General features: G+C 58.0%; 10 protein-coding genes. 6 read left to right on the top strand and 4 right to left on the bottom strand.

Features of this window, described 5'->3' with window-relative positions:
- The 5 genes from M3087_RS12110 to M3087_RS12090 form a co-directional block, all read left to right on the top strand.
- Positions 1-349, top strand: a 349-nt coding sequence (locus tag M3087_RS12110; RefSeq protein WP_249096114.1) for a 6-bladed beta-propeller, incomplete at its 5' end; no start/stop codon positions are given.
- 985 nt (positions 350-1,334) lie between these two features.
- Complete coding sequence (locus M3087_RS12105; protein ID WP_234395698.1) at positions 1,335-1,583, top strand: helix-turn-helix domain-containing protein; 249 nt, start codon at positions 1,335-1,337, stop codon at positions 1,581-1,583.
- Positions 1,584-1,643: 60 nt separating this feature from the next.
- Complete coding sequence (locus tag M3087_RS12100; RefSeq protein ID WP_249096112.1) at positions 1,644-4,853, top strand: hypothetical protein; 3,210 nt, start codon at positions 1,644-1,646, stop codon at positions 4,851-4,853.
- Positions 4,854-5,564: 711 nt separating this feature from the next.
- The gene (locus M3087_RS12095) at positions 5,565-6,851 is read left to right on the top strand and encodes a cytidylate kinase family protein (RefSeq protein WP_249096111.1); all 1,287 of its coding nucleotides are present in this window, start codon (positions 5,565-5,567) and stop codon (positions 6,849-6,851) included.
- 104 nt (positions 6,852-6,955) lie between these two features.
- Positions 6,956-7,714, top strand: coding sequence for an exodeoxyribonuclease III (locus tag M3087_RS12090; protein WP_199881856.1), 759 nt, complete (start codon positions 6,956-6,958; stop codon positions 7,712-7,714).
- A 186-nt stretch (positions 7,715-7,900) separates the two neighbouring features.
- On the opposite strand, the gene M3087_RS12085 is transcribed toward M3087_RS12090, so the two are convergent.
- Positions 7,901-9,112, bottom strand: a complete 1,212-nt coding sequence (locus tag M3087_RS12085; protein WP_249096110.1) for a glycosyl hydrolase family 8 — start codon at positions 9,110-9,112, stop codon at positions 7,901-7,903.
- A gap of 231 nt (positions 9,113-9,343) precedes the next feature.
- On the opposite strand from M3087_RS12085, the gene M3087_RS12080 reads away from it, so the two are divergent.
- Positions 9,344-13,447 (top strand): two-component regulator propeller domain-containing protein, encoded by a 4,104-nt coding sequence (locus tag M3087_RS12080; protein WP_249096109.1) that lies wholly within the window; start codon positions 9,344-9,346, stop codon positions 13,445-13,447.
- Between the two features lie 791 nt (positions 13,448-14,238).
- On the opposite strand, the gene M3087_RS12075 is transcribed toward M3087_RS12080, so the two are convergent.
- Genes M3087_RS12075 through M3087_RS12065 form a run of 3 tightly spaced genes read right to left on the bottom strand, consistent with a single transcriptional unit; the run spans position 14,239 to position 21,604 of the window.
- The gene (locus tag M3087_RS12075) at positions 14,239-15,831 is read right to left on the bottom strand and encodes a glycoside hydrolase 43 family protein (RefSeq protein WP_249096108.1); all 1,593 of its coding nucleotides are present in this window, start codon (positions 15,829-15,831) and stop codon (positions 14,239-14,241) included.
- Between the two features lie 14 nt (positions 15,832-15,845).
- Positions 15,846-19,085 carry a glycosyl hydrolase family 95 catalytic domain-containing protein gene (locus tag M3087_RS12070; protein ID WP_249096107.1) on the bottom strand — a complete coding sequence of 1,080 codons (3,240 nt, stop codon included), beginning with the start codon at positions 19,083-19,085 and terminating at the stop codon, positions 15,846-15,848.
- Positions 19,086-19,132: 47 nt separating this feature from the next.
- Positions 19,133-21,604 carry a family 43 glycosylhydrolase gene (locus M3087_RS12065; RefSeq protein ID WP_249096105.1) on the bottom strand — a complete coding sequence of 824 codons (2,472 nt, stop codon included), beginning with the start codon at positions 21,602-21,604 and terminating at the stop codon, positions 19,133-19,135.
- Positions 21,605-21,626 lie beyond the last annotated feature (22 nt).

The following is a 21,626-nucleotide window of genomic DNA, read 5'->3' as shown; positions in this document are numbered from 1 at the left end:
GGGAGATGTAATGCGTGAGATCTTGTCGGACGATTATATCCATTTTCTGTATGTATATGAAAACCAAGCTGCCTTAGCCGTGAAGTATTATGTTCAAAAAGACTTGTATCTGTCGGTTTATAACAAGTCTTCGGGGCGGGTTGCCAACGTGAAAGCCGCTGACGTGCAGGACGATTTGGGGTTGGGCGGTTTGTTTCCAATGCCAGTCGGCACGGATGGGGATTTGCTGGTAGGCAGCCTTTCGTTGCTTGATATGAAAGAGAAGATTACCTCTCCTGAGTTGAAGGCTTGTTTGAATCAGGTGGATGAAGAAGGAAATCCGGTGCTGGTATTTTATGATTTAAATTAACGTGAGTTCGATATAAATTAGAACATGGTAAGTTGCCCGTCTTTGACAAAACAAACGTCAATGGCGGGCTTCTTTTTAAAGGATGTCTCCCCTGTGCCTTTCTGTTTCCAACCGACACACACCACCTGCGGCATCTGACAAAGTGTCAAACGAAGCCTTCCACAACGCATTTTCTCGCACCAAAATACGAATCGGTGAATTTCGTGACATTCTCAGGCGATTCGCAAAATACAGTTTGGCACCATTTCCCCTCCACAGCTTTCCGATAGAGAGGTTCAACGGACGAAACGCAACATGCAGCCACCCGTCACCTCGACAAGCATACTTTTTAATACCTTCTGATTTATTGACGCGTCACTCCTTCTGGAGAAGGAAACTCACTTCTTTTTACTTCCATATTCCAAAGATTTGACTTCCGAGCACGAAACAATAGTGTTTGGCAGGTGAAACTATATTGTTTGACGCCTCAAACAATATTGTTTGGCTCGCGAAACAATATTGTTCCGGGCACGTTTTGCCTGTTTTCCGAAAATGAAATGTATAGTTTTCTAAAATCAGACGCCTTTTTCACCATTTCTATTCACAGTCCTTAGCATCTCCATGCTAGATTGTTCGGAATCGACAAAGTACGCGTCAGCTGAAAAGCCTGATTCTTGAAAAAAGGAAAGCAGACATCCCCTTTTCCCCATCAAAAAATCAGCATGCCAAAATCCTGTTCCCCGCTTCCCTCGCACCTTTCCCTCACACTGACGGTCACCCGCTGGTCACCTCGCTTTTCGCCGCTCCAATCCCCGTTCACGAACTGAAACCGTTCCTTCAAACGTTCCTGTTTATCAGTATTTTTTACAGACGGGAAGTCCTTCGCTCCCTCTTTGTTCCCGTCCGCGTATCCTGCGGCAAATCCGGTCGCATTCTGGTCACCCGTCGGTGTCCTTCCTCCATCTTCCTGGCTGTCAAGCTGTAGGTTGCAGGAAACAGAGTAGTAGTGGGTACAAATACTACCTATCTGTCGAACACGGTCAACGAGATGTTCGGCTGCAACTTGAAGTCCTTAATCAATTGGTACCGTGTTCAGTATGCCAAGGACGTATTGCGCCGGGGCATCTGTAGGCTCAAAGACATTCCCTTCGTGTGCGGCTTCGCCTCGAAGAGCACTTTCTACGCCTCGTTCAAGCGTTGTGAAGGCATCACGCCCAATCACTACGTGAGCACTTGCAGGGAAAGCTGTGATTAACATCCGAATGAAAACAACAAAACCAGTTTTATTAATCTTTAAATTTAAAGTTTTAGTATTATGAACAAAAAGTTTATGAATGCGCTTCTGTTCAGTGCAGCTTTGCTCTCAGCAGGAGTAGTAACGTCATGTAAGGATTACGATGACGACATTGATGAGCTCCGCAATCAGGACGAGGCGAACAAAGCCGACCTGACTCAGCAGCTGGAGGCAGTCAATAGCTCCATCTCCAGCTTACAGTCAGCACAGACCGGATTGCAGAGCGATATAGAAGCCGCCGAGAAAGCTGTCCAGGAAGCTCAGGCTTCAGCTGACGAAGCTGCCATCGCCGCTGCAGAAGCCAAGCAAGCTGCATTGGAAGGACAACAAGCTGCCATCGATGAAGCCGCAAAGAGCCTGACAGCTGCCAAGGAAGAATTGACCAGCCTGATCCAGCAAGGTGACAATGCGTTGCAGGAAGACATCGATGCAGTGGAAGCTGCGTTGACCATCTGCCAGGGTCATGTAGAAGCTCTTCTGGCTTTCCAGGGACAGACTGAAGAAACTCTTGCCGAATTGGACAAGGCTTACCAGGAGTTGAACACTACAGTTAAGGGTATCTCCGCAAAGGTTGAAGACCTGTTGCTCCGCATTGGTAAGGCTGAAACGGCAATCACCAGTCAGGAAGCTGCCTTGAAGTCCTATCAGGAAACCAATGACGTTGCTATCGACGACATTCAGGCTGACTTGAGTGCCCTCGCAGCCCAGGTAGAAAAATGGAAAGGACTTGATCCTGCCGAACTGGAGGCTATGGGTGGCGAAATCGAACAAGCACAACAAGATATTATTTCTTTGAACAATGATATTGCTGCCATCAACAAAGACATTGCTACGCTGTACACAGCTGTTTACAAAGGCGTAACTTATGTTTCTTTGTATGTTGGAAAGGAATATGACGATATCGACGGTGTACAGAACATCTGGGACAACAGCGAGCTCACCTTGCTCTCTGCCAAGGCTGTACGTTCCTGGATTTTCGGTGAGAACGTGGTAAACAATCCGGTTCAGTTCACCAAGGGCGAGAGAATCAACCGCACGAAGAAATTCCTGGTACGTGTATCTCCTGCCAATGCAACCATCGAAAACAGCGATTTGCAGTTCATCGACAGCGAAGGCAATGACCTGATCGAACAAGGCATCATCACAGCGACCATCAAACCGTATGATGGTGTTCTGACTGCCGGCAAAGTAACACGTGCTGCCGTAGGTACCGGAAACGGATTGTTCGAAGTGGCTGTTTCTATCAACAACCCGTATGACGAAGCAAAATTCCAGGCTGCTACCCAATTGGATGGTGAGAAGCCGGCAGATCCTTCCAAGTACCGTGCATTTGCTTTGGGCATCAAAGACAACACGGTGAAGGATATGGAAAGAAACGTCGTTTCTGAATATGCACTGACCTTCGGCCTGCCCGGAGACAAGACAGTAGGTAAGCTTGACTTCACTGTCAACGATGTCGATGCCGGCATCATCCAGAACCGTGCCACACTTCCGACTTTGGTAGACAAAGATGCGAAAGAATATGAATGGCTCAATAAGGTAGGCGATGAACCGATTTTCGAAGGAGCTGACAAGAACGTGAAAGAAGGCGACGACAGAACGAACTTTGCTCCCTTGAATGTAGAAGCTTTCGAACCGTTCACAATCCAGTTGAGCGACAAAGTGATGGAAACAGCTACTCACTTCTATGTAGTGGTTGACCGTGGCTTCTTGGATGACGCTAGCGATGACTCTGAAGAGATGGCATGGGATACATTAGAACCGAACATCACGGGTATCAACACCATGTACGATGTTGCCGAGACTAACGGTAAGGCAGAAATCTGCGTCAACTACAATAAGAGTGACGTAATCGGTTTCCGTGTATATGCCGTGAACTCCAACGGTACATTGGTTGACCCGGACGGTCGTTCCTTCTATGTACTTGTTGGCTCTGCTACATCCAGCCTGACTTGGAATACCAGCATCAAGGCCAACATTGAGCCGACTAAGATGGTTTCCAACAAGCTTGAACTTGGCGAAGACGTTCTCAAGGCTATTTCTCAAATCACCGATAAGATCTACATCAACAGCTCGACCTGGGATGCCTCCTTTGAAGGTGTCAACCTCTTGGGCACAGTATATGGCCGCTTGAGTGGTGATGCATTCAAACTCAACTTCTATGACAGCAAGGACAACCTGCTCAATCCGGAAGCCAATGCAGCCGACTGGAAGAAAGTTGCCAAGATTGAAGCTGAATTCCAGCAGCCTGCAAGCCAGTTGATCGATGACCAGGTTTACCAGGGTGTATACACCTTGCGTGATGCCAAGAACAATGTATTGTACACCATCACTGTCAATGTCACCAAGACTCTGCCGACCGGCATGCCGGCTGACTTCAAGCCGAAGACGGAACAACCGTTTGCTAACGGAGTTTACACTTGCTACGTTGACTGGAACAAGAATTCAACCGACCCGAGAGGTGAAAAAGACTTGGCAAGCGTCTTCTATGGTCTGAAGATTGAAGAGGACAAGAATGTCTTCGATGATGCTTACACCTTCACATTCGCCGACTCGCAAGCCGGTGCCAAGGAAGGCGAATTCGAGGATGTGAATGTCTTCTACAATGCAGCCAACGGCTACAAGCTGAGCGTAGACGATGAGTTCGTAAGCGACGGCAAAGAACATGCTCTGACTGTAACTTATGACTACGGCAGAATCAGCTTCCGTCTGAGCGATGACGGTAGACGCTATGAAACCGACAATGTGGAAGTAGAGAACACCGACTATGCATTCAAGTATGTATGTGCTTACGACGTACAAAGCTGGTCTTGGAAGAAAGACTATAAAGGCAATGTATTGACTTACCGTAAAGCCGGTACAATGACTTCGGACGACATCCAAGGCATCAGCTCGGTAGACGCCAAGTACAACCAGTTGTTGACCGAAATCCGTAAGTCCGACGAGTTGGCAGCCAACACCGCCACCGTCAAACTCTATGGAACGAAGGGCAATGTAGCCGGTGTCGAGAACCTCGATGAGTCTCGTGTCAACGAATACTTCATCCCGTCTATCTCTCACACTAACTATGTAGCTACCATCAACTTCAAGCCGAACGATGCTGCTACTTCAGACCCGGGCAAGGGTAAGGTTGTCAACTGTGTACTCCGCATCACTTACGTAGATATGTTCGGACACGATGTCAACATCGACCTGCCTGTAACTGTTAAGTCTGCAATCCCTGAGAAGTAATCCATTTGCTGACATAACACAATCCTAATTGAAAAGGGCGACTCCTTGCGGGGCCGCCCTTTTTGTAGTTTATCAATAATATCGCAAGTGTTATTTTACAGTTCAGTATTTGTACCCACTATTGAACTGAACTTCACCAGATTCAAGTCACGGTCCAGATACACTTTGTGAACATCCAGACATTTGAGAATCTTCTTGTATAGCTCAGCCCGTGAGTTACCCGGAGTAGACAGAGCACGGTAGGAAGGCACCCGCGTGTCTTGTCTTTGTACTGTAGCTTCCATATTACACTCTTTTATCGCAAATGTGATTTACGTGGCAAAAGTAAGTTGCTAATTTGCATCCGACAACTTTTTTTCAAGAAAACAGACTGTAAAGTATTAGATTTTTAAGTTATTGGAATTAGAGTGTGCCAAAATAAAGAAATGTGAAACAAACACCCGTCTTTCTTCCCCAAGAACTGGAGGGAAGAGGAAACACGTAAACTCTTTTCGCAACACGGACATACGGGACGGGTACCGTATGCCCCGTCAGTCGAACAGAGAGGATGCAGTAGAAAGGTTTACAAACTGTAGGATGAGCATCCGGATGGGGAAATGACACCGGGCTGTAACAGAAAGTCACATATTTTCCGTATTTTTGCGCCCGAAACGCACAAAACGTTTCACCCGTCGGTCAGACAACACAAACACATACCTATTATATTCACCTATGTCAAGACAAGAATTACTGCGACGTTACCTGGTGTTCCTGCTCGGACTGTATGTCAATGCGCTGGGTATCTCCTTCATCATCAAGGCTGGACTGGGCTCCTCGCCCATTTCGAGCGTACCATATACCGTCAGCCTGGGCACGCCTCTTACGCTGGGAATGCTTACCTTTGTGCTCAACTTCCTGCTCGTCATCGGACAAATCCTCCTGTTGGGCAAGGACTTCAAGAAGGAGCAGTGGTTACAGCTACCCGTCACGGTGGTGTTCAGCGCATTCATCGACCTCTCCATGTGGTCACTCGGCTTTGTCCACCCGACGGACTACTTCTGGCAGATTGTGGCATTGCTCGTGGGCTGTGCCATCCTGGGCTTCGGCGTGAGCCTCGAAGTGGTGGGCAACGTCGTGATGCTCGGCGGAGAAGCATTCGTCAGCGCCCTGTCGCGCATCACCAAGAAGGAGTTCGGACTGATGAAGGCCTGTTTCGACACATCGCTCATGCTGTTGGCATGCCTCATCTCGCTGCTCATGTTCGGCAGCATCGAGGGAGTGCGTGAAGGGACGGTCATCGCGGCACTGCTGGTGGGATTCTTCGCCCGCGTGTTCAACCGACGGCTGAACGGACTCCGACGCTGGGTCAGCGCAGAAGACGACATGCCCCGCCCGCGACGGACGTCCACCGACGAATACCCCGTCATCACCATCGCACGGGAGTATGGGAGCGGCGGACGGGAAATCGGACGTCGGGTGGCAAAGGACCTGGGCTTCGCCTTCTATGACAAGGAGCTCATCGACCTCGTGGCGCAAGAGAACCACCTGAAGCCCGACGTCGTGGAGCGGAAGGAGCAGAACCTGTCGAGCACCCTGCTCTACGAACTGGTCATGCAGGACTTCACCGCCCCCGTCGAGCGCAGCCTCTCGTTTGACGACGCACTCTTCGTGGCACAAAGCCGGGTCATCCGGCGGCTGGCGGCACAGGGTCCGTGTGTCATCGTGGGACGGTGTGCCGACTACGTCCTTCAGGACCACCGGCGCTGCTTCAACGTGTTCATCCATGCCAGCACCGACGCCAAGTTCGACCGCGCCGTGACGGAGTACCGCGACTCCGGCGGAGAGGCGATGGACAAGCTCCGACGTGTGGACAAGGCACGCGCCGGACACTACCGGGCCTACACCGGACGGACGTGGAACGACGCGACCAACTACGACCTGACACTCGACAGCAGCTTCTGGGGCATCGAAGGCTCCTGCCGGTTGCTGGAAGAGGCAGTAAAGGAAAAGCTTGCCTGATTTGCCGTCGGCAACCGGGCATACCCATAAAAACACCCCGCCGTCAACGTCCGGTGAACCGCCACCGGCTGACAGGGGACAAACCTTTAAAGCGCTGTAAGAATATGATTAGATTGATTTCATGGAACGTCAACGGGCTGCGTGCCTGTTGCGACAAAGGCTTCCGAGACGCCTTCCTGGCGCTGGACGCCGACTTCTTCTGCTTGCAGGAGACCAAGATGCAGGAGGGACAGCTGGACCTCTCGTTCGACGGATACACGTCCTACTGGAACTATGCCGAGAAGAAGGGATACTCCGGGACAGCCGTCTTCACCCGCCACACCCCGCTCAACGTGACCTACGGACTGGGCATCGACGAGCATGACCACGAGGGGCGCGTCATCACACTGGAGATGGACAAGTTCTTCCTCGTAACGGTCTATACCCCCAACTCGCAGGACGAGTTGCGCCGACTGGACTACCGCATGACGTGGGAGGACGACTTCCGCGCATACCTCCAGCAGCTCGACACACGGAAGCCCGTCATCGTCTGCGGAGACCTGAACGTGGCACACAAGGAGATAGACCTCAAGAATCCCAAGACGAACCGCCGCAACGCGGGCTTCACCGACGAGGAGCGTGCCAAGTTCCAGGAGCTGCTCGATGCGGGATTCACCGACTCCTTCCGCTATTTCTACCCGGACCGGACGGACATCTACTCGTGGTGGTCCTACCGCTTCCGTGCCCGGGAGAAGAATGCGGGCTGGCGTATCGACTACTTCGTCGTCTCCAACCGCTTGCAGGAGGCGCTGGTCGACGCCAAGATACACACCGAGGTATTCGGTTCCGACCACTGCCCCGTGGAAGTGGAACTGAACCTGTAAGTTACTGAGGCTGTCAGTCCCCGAGACGGTCCACAGAGCATCTGCCGACGACGAGCGGCAATCTCTCGGAACGGTCCCGGGGACTGACGGACTGACAAATCCACCCCCTGTCCATTCGGACAGAAGTCCCGAGCGGTCATCCGACCGTCCGGTATCTCCCTTTATACTAGCAACAAGTTCTTCGGGTCAGAAGCTCAGGGCAAAGTGCCCCGACACATGGAGCATCGAGAGGAAATAGACCAGCCCCTCGTAGTAGCGGTACTTGCCCGTGGGAGGCTGGGCATCCCACAGCCGTTGCACATACTCACGTGCCAGCTCACGGTGTTCCGGAGAGCCGGAATCGGCAAGCGCCACCGCACCCACCGCATTCGCACCTGCCATGCCCTGCGTGTAATCGCCGAAAGCATCCGAGCCGTCGAGCGCAAAGTGGGCATGACGGAAGCCGTCGTTCCGGAAGAACGTCAGCAGACGGGCCATGACCTCCGTCTGGTTCGCCTTGTCCTTTCCCCAGAGATAGTAGTCCATCCCCACATTCATCGCACAGCGGATGGCATCGTACATGTAGATGGAGGTGTCGTAGCCGGCATGCGGCCAGCGATAGGCACGCCCGTCGTACTCGCTGTAGTCAGGGTACAGCCCCGTCTCCGGATGTGCCGAGGCAATGAGATGCCGACGTGCCTCCGTCGCCGCACGTTCCCAGAAGGGACGGTCCGCCGACGCGACCTGCGCCCATTTGTCCAGGAAGGCAGGCAGCTGGTACGAAGGGTCGGTGAAGCCGTGCCCCATGCGGTCGGGCACGAAGGTGATGAGTCCGTTCTCCTTATTATAAAGGTTGTACACGCCGGTACGTTCGCCGTCCTTGTTCATGACCTTTGTCAGGATGGCATTCGCCTCGTCGGCATAGCGAGACTCTCCCCAACGTTCGGCAGCCAGGAAGAGCGCGGTGACGAAGTAGGCCTCGCCGTCGGACGCATTGCTGCCTCCCAGCTTCGTCCCGTCCGGACGGCACTGCCAGCAGAAATAGCCGTCCCAGGCACTCCCCGGCGCATAAGCCATATACTTCTTCGCCCAGCCCCACAGCTTGTCAAACTCCTTCCGGTGGTCCAGCTGCACACTGAGCATCATCCCGTACGACATCCCTTCGGAGCGCACGTCGTTGTTGCCGGTGTCCATGATGAATGCCAGCCCGTCCGCCGTCTCATAGTAGACCGAGGTCTCGCCGGGGGCTTCGTAGCGGGCCAGGTCCGCAGGGGTAAAGAAGTGGTTCCACACTTGCTGGAGCCGTGCCTCCACTTCCGCCTCACTCTTTCCGAGCAGTGAGGTGAAGAGGTTGCCGGCATTCGCACTCAGGGTCGCCAGGCAAAGGGCGACTGTCGTCAATAGGGTTCTCGTGTTCATAAGGTGATATGATTTAAGTTTTGATTCTCCGGTACGGGGAGGAAACCCTGAGCGGTCTACCGACCGATTCGGGTTCAACAAATGTAACACTTTTCACCGTACCGGCAAGCTCCTGCGCGGACAAAGATGCACACATCCACCGCCACTTGCCCCCTGTCGCAGTAAAATTGCGGACGGGACAGACGGATTCAGACATTTTTACGTATTTTTGCGGACAAATCACACTGAACCATGAGAGCCAAGTTAACCTTCCGACTTTTGTTGTGCTTCATCCTGTCAGCCGTCATGTGCCATGCCCAGAGGGGCAAGCTCCTTACCGTGGACCGGGAACTGTCGAGCAGCATGCTCAACAGCATCTACCAGGACCGCGAGGGCATCCTGTGGATAGCCACCGAGGACGGGCTGAACCGCTACGACGGAGCCAAGTTCACCATCTTCCGACATAAGCCCGGCGACACGAACTCGCTGGCAAACAACTACGTCAGGGTCCTGTTCGAGGACCGTGACGGACGCTTCTTCATCGGCAGCCTCAGCGGTCTCCAGCGTTATGACCGCGCACGCGACCGCTTCACACGCATCCCCCTGCTCAGCGCGGCGGGCGATACCCTGACTGCCAACGTCTCCTCCATCATCCAACGGCGCGACGGACGCATCTTCATCGGCACCGCGGGACACAACCTCTTCGTCCTCGACCCGAAGAAGGACAGCCTGGCTGCACACCACCTGCCCGACCTGGTGAGCAGCCTCATCAACCAGGTGTACGAGGACCGGAAGGGGCGCCTCTGGGTCGCCTCGAACGACCGCGGCGTGTTCCGCCTCGATGCCGGCAACCACGTGCGGCAGTACTACGGAGCGGATAACCTCGTGTGGAGCTCCTCCCTCTGTGAGGACGAACAGGGCAACATCTACGCGGGCTGCCTCAAGAACGGACTCTTCCGCTACGACGAACGGCAGGACCGCTTCGTCCGCGTCGGCGGGGAAACGGGCGGACGGATGCCCGTGAAGACACTCTGTCCCGTCGCACCCGATGGAATCTATGTCGGGACCGACGGAGAGGGCATGAAGGTCTACCATCCGTCTGCCGACCGACTGGAGAACGTGCACGTCAGTACCGTAGGCTTCAACCTCGACAAGGCGAAGGTGCACGCCATCCTGGAGGACAACCAGGGGAACCTCTGGCTGGGACTCTTCCAGAAGGGCGTCCTCATCGTGCCCACGCGCAGCAACGGCTTCCGCTACCTGGGCTACAAGGTCAGCGCGGACAACCCCATCGGGTCGAGCTGCATCATGGCAGTGTGCAAGGACCGTGACAACCGCCTCTGGGTGGGCACCGACAACGACGGCCTCTACTGTGTCGCCCCGGACGGCAGCCGCCTGAAGCACTTCGCCCCGGACAGCCGGAAGGGAGAGTCGGTCTCGGCAACCGTCACCGCCCTCTTCGAGGACTCCGACCGCAACCTGTGGGTCGGCTCCTACCGCGACGGACTGGCACGCCTCGACCCGCAGACGGGACGTTGCACCAGCTTCCCCCTGTACGATGACAAGGGCGCACCCGTGCAGAGCGTCTACTCCATCACCGAAGACCGTCACAAGCACCTCTGGGTCGGCTCGCTCGGGAGCGGCATCTACCGCATCAACCTCCGCACGAAGGAGGTCTTCCGCCTACCGTATCCCTCGGACGGGCGAGACTACCGCGAAGAGAGCAACGTGCTCAACAATCCCTGGGTGAACTGCCTGCTCTGCTCGTCCGACGACAAGCTCTACTTCGGCTCCTACGACGGACTGGGCTGCCTGGACCTGCCGACGATGAACTTCGTCAGCACCTTCGGCAAGAACCGCCTGCTCCCGGGTGAGGTCGTGTACGCCCTGCACGAGGACCGCAGGGGCGACCTCTGGGCAGGCACCTCCTTCGGACTCAAGCGCATCACGCCCCGCACCGGAGCCGTGAAGACCTACACCACCGCCGACGGGCTGCCCAGCAACTCCATCTCCGCCATCGAGGAGGACGGCGACGGCAACCTCTGGGTCAGCACCAATTTCGGCATCTCCCGATTTACCCCTGCCCACGAAGTCTTCGTCAACTTCTACGCCGGCGACGGGCTGCAGGGCAACGAGTTCAGCAAGCGGGTTTCCTTCGCCGGAAGTGACGGGGAGCTCATCTTCGGCGGGCCCGGAGGCATCACCCTCTTCGACCCGCGGCGCATCAGCAGCTCCAACAAGCGTCCCGATATCCGCATCGCCGACTTCTACCTCCATGACCGTGCCGTCCGACCGGGCATGCAGTCCGGCGGGCGCGACATTGTCGACCGCTCCATCAGCGACGCCGACTGCGTCCGACTCGCCCACACGGACAACTCCTTCAGCATCGAGTTCTCCGCCATGGAGTTCTACAATCCCGAACGCATCAGCTACTCCTACACCTTCAACGACAGCACGTGGGTCCACCTGCGTGCCGGCATCAACCGCGTCTCCTTCAGCGACCTGGCTCCCGGCACCTACCACTTCCGCGTCAAGGCACGGAGCTATGACACCGACTCGGCGGTCAGGCAGCTCACCATCATCGTGTCCCCGGCATGGTACGCCTCCGGGTGGGCAAAGGCCGCCTACATCCTGCTCGCCGCCGCCCTTGCCGCCGCAGGCGTGCTCTACATGCGCCAGCGTTACCGTGCCCGCCAGGAGATGATGGAGCACATCCACGCCGAACAGCTCAACGAGGCGAAGGTGCGCTTCTTCATCAACATATCCCACGAGATACGCACACCCATGTCGCTCATCATCAGTCCGCTGCAGAAGCTCATGGCGAGCGATGCCAATCCCGCGCGCCAGCAGAGCTACCACACCATCTACCGCAACGCCGAGCGCATCCTCCGCCTCGTCAACCAGCTCATGGACATCCGCAAGATTGACAAGGGGCAAATGCACCTGCACTTCTGCCGCGTGGACATCGTCGGCTTCATCGCCGACCTCTACCACACCTTCGAGGACCAGGCAGCCACGCGCCGCATCGACTTCACCTTCCGCCACGCGGACGAACGGCTCGACGTCTGGATAGACCCGCAGAACTTCGACAAGGTGCTCATGAACGTGCTCTCCAACGCCTTCAAGTATACGCCCGAGGGCGGACACATCGACGTCAGCCTCACCCGGGGCACCGACCCCGATGCCGTGGAGGAGCCGCTGCGCAACTACTTCGAGATACGCGTCACCGACAACGGCTGCGGCATCGATGAGTCAGAAATCAGCCGCATCTTCGACCGCTTCTACCAGGTGCACAACACCCGCAACGAGTCCCAGCCCGGCACCGGCGTGGGGCTTCACCTGACGCGCTCGCTCGTCCGTCTCCACCACGGCACCATCCAGGCAGCCAACAACGCCGACGGGGCAGGCTGCCACTTCACCATCCGCCTTCCGCTGGGCAGCAGCCACCTCACAGCCAACGAGCTGGACGCTGCCTTCGCCCCGGCTGTCCCCGTCCGCCCGGCATCCGGCACGGCGCCACAGACCGACACCGACGCCGGCACCGAGGGGAAGGCAGTCCACCCGAAGAGCAGCTACCGGGTGCTCGTGGTCGAGGACGACGAGGAAATCCGCAGCTACATCTGCCGCGAGCTCGCTACCGACTTCTACACCGAGGGGTGCGGCAACGGCAAGGAGGCGCTCGAACTCATCTTCAAGCGTCCGCCCCACCTCATCATCAGCGACGTGATGATGCCCGAGATGGACGGCATCGCCCTGTGCACACGCGTCAAGCAGAACATCAACCTCAACCACATCCCCGTGGTCCTGCTGACCGCCAAGACGCGCGAGGAGGACAACCTGGAGGGGCTGAACTGCGGCGCCGACGCCTACCTGACGAAGCCCTTCAGCATCGAAATCCTGCGGCGGACCGTGCAGAACCTCATCAACAACCGGAAGCTGCTGCAAAACAAGTTCGGCGGCAGCCAGACGCAGGAGAAGCGCATGCAGAAGCTCCACGTGGAGTCGCCCGACGAACGCCTGCTCAACCGCGTGATGAAGGTCATCAACGACAACATGGCGAACCCGGACCTGAGCGTCGACATGCTTGCCAAGAAGGTCGGCATCAGCCGTGTCCACCTCTACCGCAAGCTCAAGGAACTGACCAACCAGTCGGCGAGCGACCTCATCCGCAACGTCCGCCTCAAGCAGGCTGCCGCCCTCCTGGCAGCCAAGCGGCAGAGCATCAACGAGGTGGCGACGCGTACGGGATTTGCCAACGTCAACTACTTCTCGACCGCCTTCAAGGAGCTTTACGGACTGACGCCCACCGCCTACATGGAGCAGTGCCTCAAGGCATCCGACGACAGGAAGCAGTAGCCGTCCGCTTCCGCCCTGCCGCAACGACGGTGACAAAGTGTCAAAACGTCAAACGAATCGCCCGAGAAGGGCCTTCCTTGCATCCCACTACGTTTCGTGGGAAAAGAAGGCATTCTCGGGCGTTTTGCCTGATGCACATTGGCAGCCGTTCCGTCCGTTTGCTGTCTTTCTGCCGTCTTTCCTTCTTCCTTCATTCCCTTCCGTCAGTCTTTTCACACGGACGGACGCAATTTCACACATCCGGAATCGTATCCCTTCGGGCTCTAAAAAAGGAAGACAGGTGGCTGTTTTCGTACGGACGAACGACCACGACGGTGCGGACACGTCGGTACGGTGGTAGTCGTTCGTCCGTACGAAGCTAGTCACAGGTGCTTTTGATCGTAAAAATGGGTTCGGAGAATGCTTTTTTCGCGTTATAAAGGGTATAATTATGTGAATAAGAATTTATTCTGATGCGTTCCGAAGGATGTATCTTAAAATATTTAACGCGCGTTTTTCTAATTGGGACGATTTTGCGAAAATGTGCGTTACCTGAAAACGGCAAATCAGGAAATTGTGATGTTAAAACCGGGGAAATGATGTCGTTTTGATAAACGGATTCTGTTGGATTGGGGGTGTTCGTTTGTTGGACCGGGCGACCAGACCGGTCGCCCCTACATTCACCGCCTGGTGGGTCCATGACATGCCGAACGGCAATGGTAGATAAAAAAACAGACAATGGACAATCACCGTCGGAGAGGAACATCCTCCTGCCGCACGGCAATTGTCCATTGTCCATTGTCAATTGTCAATTACAGAGTTTCCAACGTGAAGGAATCCACGTCCACATAGCCCCCGAGCGAACGGGTGGCATAGTTGAAGATGGCGAACTTGCTGCCCATGAAGAAGCGACGGTAGTCGAAAATCATGCGGCAGGGAGTGCCGATGCGGTGCCACGTCACGTTGTCCAGGCTGTAGGAGAACAGCGCCTCGTCCTTCTTGCCGGTAAAGTCCGCGTCGATGCGCAGGTAGACCCGGTCTGACGGACAGTCGACACGCTCCTTCTCGTCGGTCTTCACCTCGGTCACGCGCTTGTCATCATCCGCCAGGCTGACGCTCTGGAGCGACATGACGAGCTGTTTCCTGCCCCCGTTCATCTCCACGGCCAGGATGCCGGAGTCCCCGTTGAACGCGCTGAAGCCTGCCACGTCGCCGTCCTTCATGTGCGACAGGTCGAGGGCGACGGTCGCCTGGCTCCGCGGTCCCGGCATGCGCTGCGTCAGGGTGTTCGGTGCCAGGAAGAGGTTGTCCACCACGCGGGCGGTCTTCAGGCGCATGTATCCCGGACGCTCGGTGAGCGACCAGCAGCTGTCGACGGGGTTGTGGTTCCACTGCCAGTTCAGGCTGAGCGAGGCGGACGAGAAGTCGTCGCTGCCCATGATGCAGCCCCGGCACTCATCGGGGTACGTGGTCAGCGTCATCTGTTCGGGGACGCGTCCCTGCTCGTCGCCCAGCATGGGCCATCCGTCGACCCAGCGACAGGGCATCAGCGTCGGCACGCGGCCGATGCCGCCACGGTCCTGGAAGATGAAGCCGTACCAGTCGCCGTCGGGTGAATCGACGATGCAGCCCTGACCGACACCGCCGTAGCCCTGGAACTCGCTTTCGAGGATGACCTTCTTCTCATACGGTCCCGTAATCTTGTCGGCACGGTAGCACACCTCGCGGCGCAGGCGTCCCGGCACGCTCCAGTCCATCGAAATCATCATCAGGTAGTACTTGCCGTCGTGCTTGAACGCCTGACTGCCTTCGAGCAAGCCCTGTTCGTCAGCGTCGCGCTCGAAAATCTTCAGGTCGAGCCCGCCCGGCTCCACGTCGCTGAGGTCACTCTTCAGCTGACGCAACTGACCCGTGCCGTAGAACAGGTAGACCTTGCCGTCGTCGTCAAACAGCAGGGAGGCATCGTGGAAGTGGGGCGGACGGGACACGAGTGTCCACGGACCCGCAGGGTCCTTCGCGCTGTAGATGTAGCCCCGGTGGGGTTCGTCGTTGGGCGAGAACCAGACGTAGAACAGTCCGTTGTGGTAACGGATGCTCGACGCCCACTGTCCGCGTCCGTAGACGGTACCCTCCAGCAGGTCGTAGCGTGGCAGGTCGGTCAGCTTCTGGAAGACATAGCTGATGGTCTCCCAGTGGACAAGGTCCTTCGACCGCATCACCGGGCAGCCCGGCATGAGGTGCATCGTCGTGCTGACGAGGTAGTAGTAGTCGCCCACGCGAATCATCGAGGGGTCGGGCACGTCGGCATTGATAACCGGGTTGCTGAATGTCTCTTGTTGCTGCGCCACCGCCCCCGCCGAAAGGAGGAGGAGGGCAGCCGAAGTAAGCAGATGTCTGAGTTTCATAGGCTTTGGAGATGTTACATCGCCGTGCCGCGCTCGAACACGTAGTCTTGTCCGGGCTGGGTCTGCACGTCGTATTCGTATACCTTATATAATATGGGGAGCTGCGGGTCCTTCAGTTCCTTTGAGACCAGCGGCTCTGCCACCGGTGCGGGGGCATAGAGTGCGTTGGGGCAGTCGCCCTGTGCGGGTTTCAGCCCTTCGCCCTTCAGGGGGACGTAGCTGCGCAGACGCAACACGCCGCCGATGCGCGAGTGCACCTTGGCGCGGAGCAGCTGGGCGCCGTCCCAGTCCATGTCGACCACGAAGCCGCCGCGTGCCACCAGTCCCTTGATGCTGCCCCGGGTCCAAGCCTCGGGCAGGGCGGGCAGGAGCTGTACGGCGCCGTCGTGGCTCTGGAGGAGCATCTCGGCGACTCCGGCAGTGTAGCCGAAATTGCCGTCAATCTGGAAGGGCGGGTGCGCGTCGAAGAGGTTCGGGTACGTGCGTCCCTCGGGGTATTCCTTCTGCACGTCGTCCCCGGGCAGCAGGCGGAGCATGTTCTGGATAATGCGGTAAGCATGGTTCCCGTCGAGCATGCGTGCCCAGAAGTTCACCTTCCAGCCGATGCTCCATCCCGTGGCGGCGTCCCCCCGTTGGAGCAGGGTGTTCCGGGCTGCCTGGAAGAGCTCGGGGTGGAGTCGCGGCGACACCTGGTTGCTGGGATACAGACCGTAGAGCTGGGAGATGTGGCGGTGCCCGTCGCGCGGGTTGTCAGCGTCCTTCAGCCACTCCTGGAGCTGGTTGTAGCGACCTATCTGCATGGGCGGCAGCTGCTTCCAGGCTGCGGCAAGGGAGTCCTGGTAGCTCTGCGGCTCGCCCAGGATGCGGGCAGCCTGGCAGGTGTTGTAGAGCGCGTCAAAGGCTATCTGGTTGTCCATGGTGCTGCCGGCAGTCAGCGACGAGGCGTTGTAGCCGTGCTCCGGCGAGAGGGAGGGGACAGTCACGAGCCATCCGTTCCCGGGGTGCTTGACGAGGTAGCTGAGGAAGAAGTCCGCCGTCCCCTTCAGCACGGGGTAGTACTGACGGAGGAACTCCTTGTCACCGGTGAAGAGGTAGTGCTGCCAGATGTGCTGCGCCAGCCAGGCTCCCCCGTTGGGCCAGAGTCCGTAGAAGGCGGCGTCCACCGGTCCGGCGGCACGCCAGAGGTCGGTGTTGTGATGTGCCACCCAGCCATTGGCGCCGTAGAGCGTCCGGGCGGTCTCGCGTCCGGTGCGGCTCAGGTCGGTCACCAGGTCGAAGAGGGGGCTGTGGGTCTCGCTCAGGTTGGTCACCTCGGCGGGCCAGTAGTTCATCTCGGTGTTGATATTGATGGTGTACTTGCTGTCCCAGGGGGCATTCACACTGCCGCACCACAGTCCCTGCAGGTTGGCAGGCTGTCCGCCGGGTTGCGAGGACGAGATGAGCAGGTAGCGTCCGTACTGGAACATCAGTGCCATGAGCTGCGGGTCGTTGCCCTTGATGAAGTCTGCCACCCGCTGGTCGGTCTCACGGACGGAAGCCGTCGTGGAGGGCAGGCTGAAGCGTACGCGGTCGAACTGCTGCCTGTAGGCTGCCACATGGTCGGCGAGCGCCTGCCTGTAGTCCTTCTTGAGCACGGTCTTGAGGGCGGCGTCGATGCGCTTGGACGGTTTGCCGCTGACGTCGTTGTAGCTGACGTAGTTGGTGGCGGCACAGACATAGAGGGTTGCCGTCGTGGCGCCTGCCACGCTGACGGCTTCCGCCGTCCGGCTGCCCTTGCCGTCATGCTTCACCTGCACCCGGCACTCGGCAGTCAGTGCGCCCGGCACCCCTTCCTGGTCGGCAGCCTTGCAGGTGATGGTGAGCCGGTCCCTGGACGCCTTCACGCTGTGCGCCAGGGGCGCGTCGTAGTCGAGGCTGAAGTTCAACGCTCCGGGACGGTCCGCCTCCAGACGGATGATGAGCGCGTCGTCCGCCTGTGAGGCAAAGACGGTGCGCGTGTAGGTCACTCCGTCGACGACGTAGCGGGTCGTGGCGGTGGCGTCCTCGATGTCCAGTTCGCGGTAGTAGTCACTAGCCTTCCCGTGCCCCGGCTGGTGGATGAAGAGGCTTCCCATCGTGAGGAAGCGCATGCCGTTCCTTCCGGTGAAGAACGCCTTGTCGGCGAGTGCCTGCGCGTCCTTCTCCTTGCCGGCAAAGATGAGCTCGCGCACCTTGGCAAGCGCCTCTTTCCCCTCCGGATTGTTGTTGGTGTAGGGACCTCCAGCCCAGAAGGTCTCCTCGTTGAGCTGGATTTCCTCTTTCTCCGTGCCTCCGTAGACCATGGCGCCGAGGTGGGAGTTGCCCACGGGCACGGCCTCGGTCCACTGACGTGCCGGTTCGCCGTACCACAGCTTCAGGCGGGTAGCCTCCTCCTTGTTCACCAGGGGCTTGATGCCCATCAGGCGCAACACGGTCTCGGCATAGCGCGCACCGAGCATGCGGTAGCCCTGCGCGGTGAAGTGGAGGTTGTCAGGCCCGGCGGGGCATCCGTCCGAGCGGACGACGTGCGCCGTGGGGATGACCTCGGGGAGGGTGTCGATGATGTCGTTCATGCTGGCGCAGATGCCCTTCTGGTCGGCATGTACCACTTCGCCGGCAATGAGGGGCACGTCTTCGGCTTTCAGTCCCAGGTCAGCCAGGAGGCACTCGTAGACCTTCTTGACCTTCATGGGCCACTCCTTGTCGCCCGTGTTCGACTCGCCCTGGTGGAGGAGGATACCCTTGATGACTCCGTCCTTCTGTGCCTTGCGTGCCATCTCCAGCAGACGGCCGTAAGGGTTGCCGTCATAGAAGCTTGCGCTGCTCTTCATCCAGTCGGGCTGCGTCGGCAGGTAGGTGGCGTACTTGTCCTTGTCAAAGAGGTCGATGTGACAACCGCCCACGGCTACGTTGATGACGCCGACGCGGATGTCCTGCGGCAGGTTCGCCACAAGGGTACGCCCGAAGTAGTCGCAGGGCGTGAGTCCGGTGAAGTGACAGCGGCAAAGGGGCGGCACAGCCTTGTACCACTCGCCCTTCACCCGTCCGTGCTCGGCGCAGTCGATGGGCGACATGGCGAGAAAGCGGTCACTGATGTCCAGGCTGTCCTGAGCCTCAACACGCGCGTTGCCCTCCATGTTCGACTGGCCGAACGCCAGGTAGATGTGGAAGTTGGGGTCCTGTGCCTGTGCCGTGAGGCAGCCACACAACAGCCCCATCCATAGTAATTTCTTCATGGTGTATGTATTTATGAAACGTTTGTCTGTTTGTCCTTTCCGGCGGTTCACTTGAACAGATGGGGCACGAACTCACGCAGGCAGCGGCGCCAGGTGAGCCACTCGTGGGCGGTGCCCGGCGACTCGTAGAAGGTGGCGTTGATGCCCATCTCACGGAGTCCGTCGACCATCTTCTTCGTGCCGAAGTTCTCTTCGGACCCGCAGCCGAGGAAGAGGTAGTGCACCTGCTTGTTGAAACGGGCGGCGTCGGAGAACACGCCGTCAAAGCAGGTCTTCAGGTCCACACCGAAGAGGGCGCCGCTGAACGTGCCGATGTAGGAGAACTTGTCCAGGTGCGGCAGGGCGGTGTGGAACGTCTGGTAGCCTCCCCACGAGAGTCCCGCCATCGCGCGGTGGTCGCGGTCGGTGCGGGTGCGGAAGGTGCGGTCGATCATCGGGATGAGGTCGTCGAGGATGACGCCATAGAACGAAGCGCCGTAGCGGGCACGTTCCTCTTCGACGTCCTTTCCGGGACGCGGGCTGAAGGGAGCCTCCACGTCGCCGCTGTCCATGACGACAATCATCGGTTCGCACTCGCCGGAGGCAATGAGGTTGTCCATGATGTGCTGCATGCAGCCCTGGGTGGACCATCCTGTCTCGTCCTCACCCATGCCGTGTTGCAGGTAGAGCACGGGGTAACGCTTCTTGCGGTTCGTCTCATACTCCGCAGGCGTATAGACCATGCAGCGGCGGAACGCCTTCGTCGTCTCCGAGTAGTAGGTGCAGGAGCGCACTTGCCCATGAGGCACACCCTGTTGCGGACGGTAGTAGTCGCCCTCCTCGCCTTCGGGTACCTCAATGCCGCTCGACACGCGGCAGCAGCCGAAGAAGGTGTAGCTGGCAGGGTCCGCCACCTGTACGCCGTCAACCAGCAGGAAGTAGTAGTGGAACCCGACGACCAGAGGGTCGGTCACCGCCGTCCAGAAGCCTGCGGCATCGCGCTGCATGTCGTACTTCTTGCCGCAGCAGTCCACCTGCAGACGGGTTGCCTGCGGTGCGTAGAAACGGAAGTGGGCACGATGTTGCGCGTCGAGACGCGGGTACTCCACACCGGGTATGTTCGTGGACGCCGCCTGCGTGGTGGCACGTACGTCGGGGGCAGCCTCCTCGCGGCTGAACTCCCACCAGTCGAAGTTGAAGAGCTTGCAGCCCTTGCGCCCCTTGAATGCGAAATAGATGTCATGCACGCCAGTCAGCGTGGGCGCCACGGACGTCTCAAGCGTACGCCAGCTCTCCCATCCGCCCGTACCGGGGACGTCGAGCACTGCCACCGGCTTGCCGCCGATGCTGTCGGCATAGACTTCCAGGCGTCCGCCGCGGAGGGCACTTGCCGCAGAGGCAATAAAGCGTTTGGGCGCACGGTCGCCGAAGTCCACCTCGCGCACCTTGATGTAGTCGCCGTCATGCGCGTCGGACACGTAGACGCCCGTCACGGCATTCGGCTCGGTCTTCAGTCCTTCGGACCAGGCGATGGTCTCGGCTTCGACCCGTCCGTAGGGCGAGAGCGTACCCACGGGCTTCACGCCCTCGCGGGTGGCATTGATGAGCGGGAAGGTCCCGTCGGGGTTGTAGTCGAACTGCTCCACGGCGACACTGCGGCCGAATCCGCCGCCACCGGGCAGCTTGCCGGTGTGATAGAAGAAGTAGGAGTTGCCCTTGTAGTCGATGATGCCGCAGTGATTGGTGAACGAGCCGGTGTCCTGCAGCGGCATGATTTCGCCCATGTACTTCCACGGACCGAGCGGACCGTCCGCCATGGAGTAGGCGATGTGTTCGGGCACTCCTCCGGCTGCGTAGAGCAGGTAGTACTTCCCGTTGCGCTTGCTCAGCCACGGCCCTTCGGTATAGACGTCCTTGTACTTCTTGCCCTTCACGCGCGCCTCGGGGTTGGGAGCTCCGAAGCTTTCCACCGTCTGCTCCATGCGGTGCACCTCGCCGTCGATGGAAATCATGTCAGGGTTCAGCTTCGCGTAGTAAATGTTCGGGTTGCCCCAGTACAGGTAGGCGGCACCGTCGTCGTCGATGAGTACGGTCGGGTCGATGTAGTCCCAACTGCCGTCGTGAAGCGGCTTGCCGATGGCGTCCTTGAACGGTCCCGTCGGCGAGTCACCCACGGCGACACCGATCGCCATGGCATTGGACAACTTCGAGTGCAGGCAGACGTACCAGTAGAACTTGCCGTTGTGCTCCACGCACTGGGCCGCCCAGGCGCGGTCGTCCGCCCAGGAGAATGTTTCGATGGCGAGCGGCGAGCCGTGGTCGGTCCAGTTGACCATGTCCGCGGTCGAATAGACGCGCCACTCCTGCATCCAGAAGAAGTCCGCCTTGTCCTCGTCGTGGCCGGTATAGACGTACAGCCGTCCATCATGCACCATCGGTGCCGGGTCGGTCGTGTAACAAGTCTGGACGATGGGGTTCTGTGCGTGCAGGGCGCCCGCCATCAGCAGGGCCATGCTCCCCATCAGGTAATGTTTGTTCATGTGCGTATGTAAGTTTGTAAGG

This window comes from Mediterranea sp. ET5 (genome assembly GCF_023337025.1).
Classification (GTDB): domain Bacteria; phylum Bacteroidota; class Bacteroidia; order Bacteroidales; family Bacteroidaceae; genus Phocaeicola_A.
This window is presented reverse-complemented; position numbering and strand designations above follow the sequence as displayed.

Excerpts from the sequence above, each read along its gene's own strand:
- M3087_RS12100 (WP_249096112.1), top strand. The coding sequence starts at position 1,644 with ATGAACAAAAAGTTTATGAATGCGCTTCTGTTCAGTGCAGCTTTGCTC.
- M3087_RS12080 (WP_249096109.1), top strand. The coding sequence starts at position 9,344 with ATGAGAGCCAAGTTAACCTTCCGACTTTTGTTGTGCTTCATCCTGTCA.
- M3087_RS12070 (WP_249096107.1), bottom strand. The coding sequence starts at position 19,085 with ATGAAGAAATTACTATGGATGGGGCTGTTGTGTGGCTGCCTCACGGCA.
- M3087_RS12090 (WP_199881856.1), top strand. The coding sequence starts at position 6,956 with ATGATTAGATTGATTTCATGGAACGTCAACGGGCTGCGTGCCTGTTGC.
- M3087_RS12085 (WP_249096110.1), bottom strand. The coding sequence starts at position 9,112 with ATGAACACGAGAACCCTATTGACGACAGTCGCCCTTTGCCTGGCGACC.
- M3087_RS12075 (WP_249096108.1), bottom strand. The coding sequence starts at position 15,831 with ATGAAACTCAGACATCTGCTTACTTCGGCTGCCCTCCTCCTCCTTTCG.
- M3087_RS12095 (WP_249096111.1), top strand. The coding sequence starts at position 5,565 with ATGTCAAGACAAGAATTACTGCGACGTTACCTGGTGTTCCTGCTCGGA.
- M3087_RS12065 (WP_249096105.1), bottom strand. The coding sequence starts at position 21,604 with ATGAACAAACATTACCTGATGGGGAGCATGGCCCTGCTGATGGCGGGC.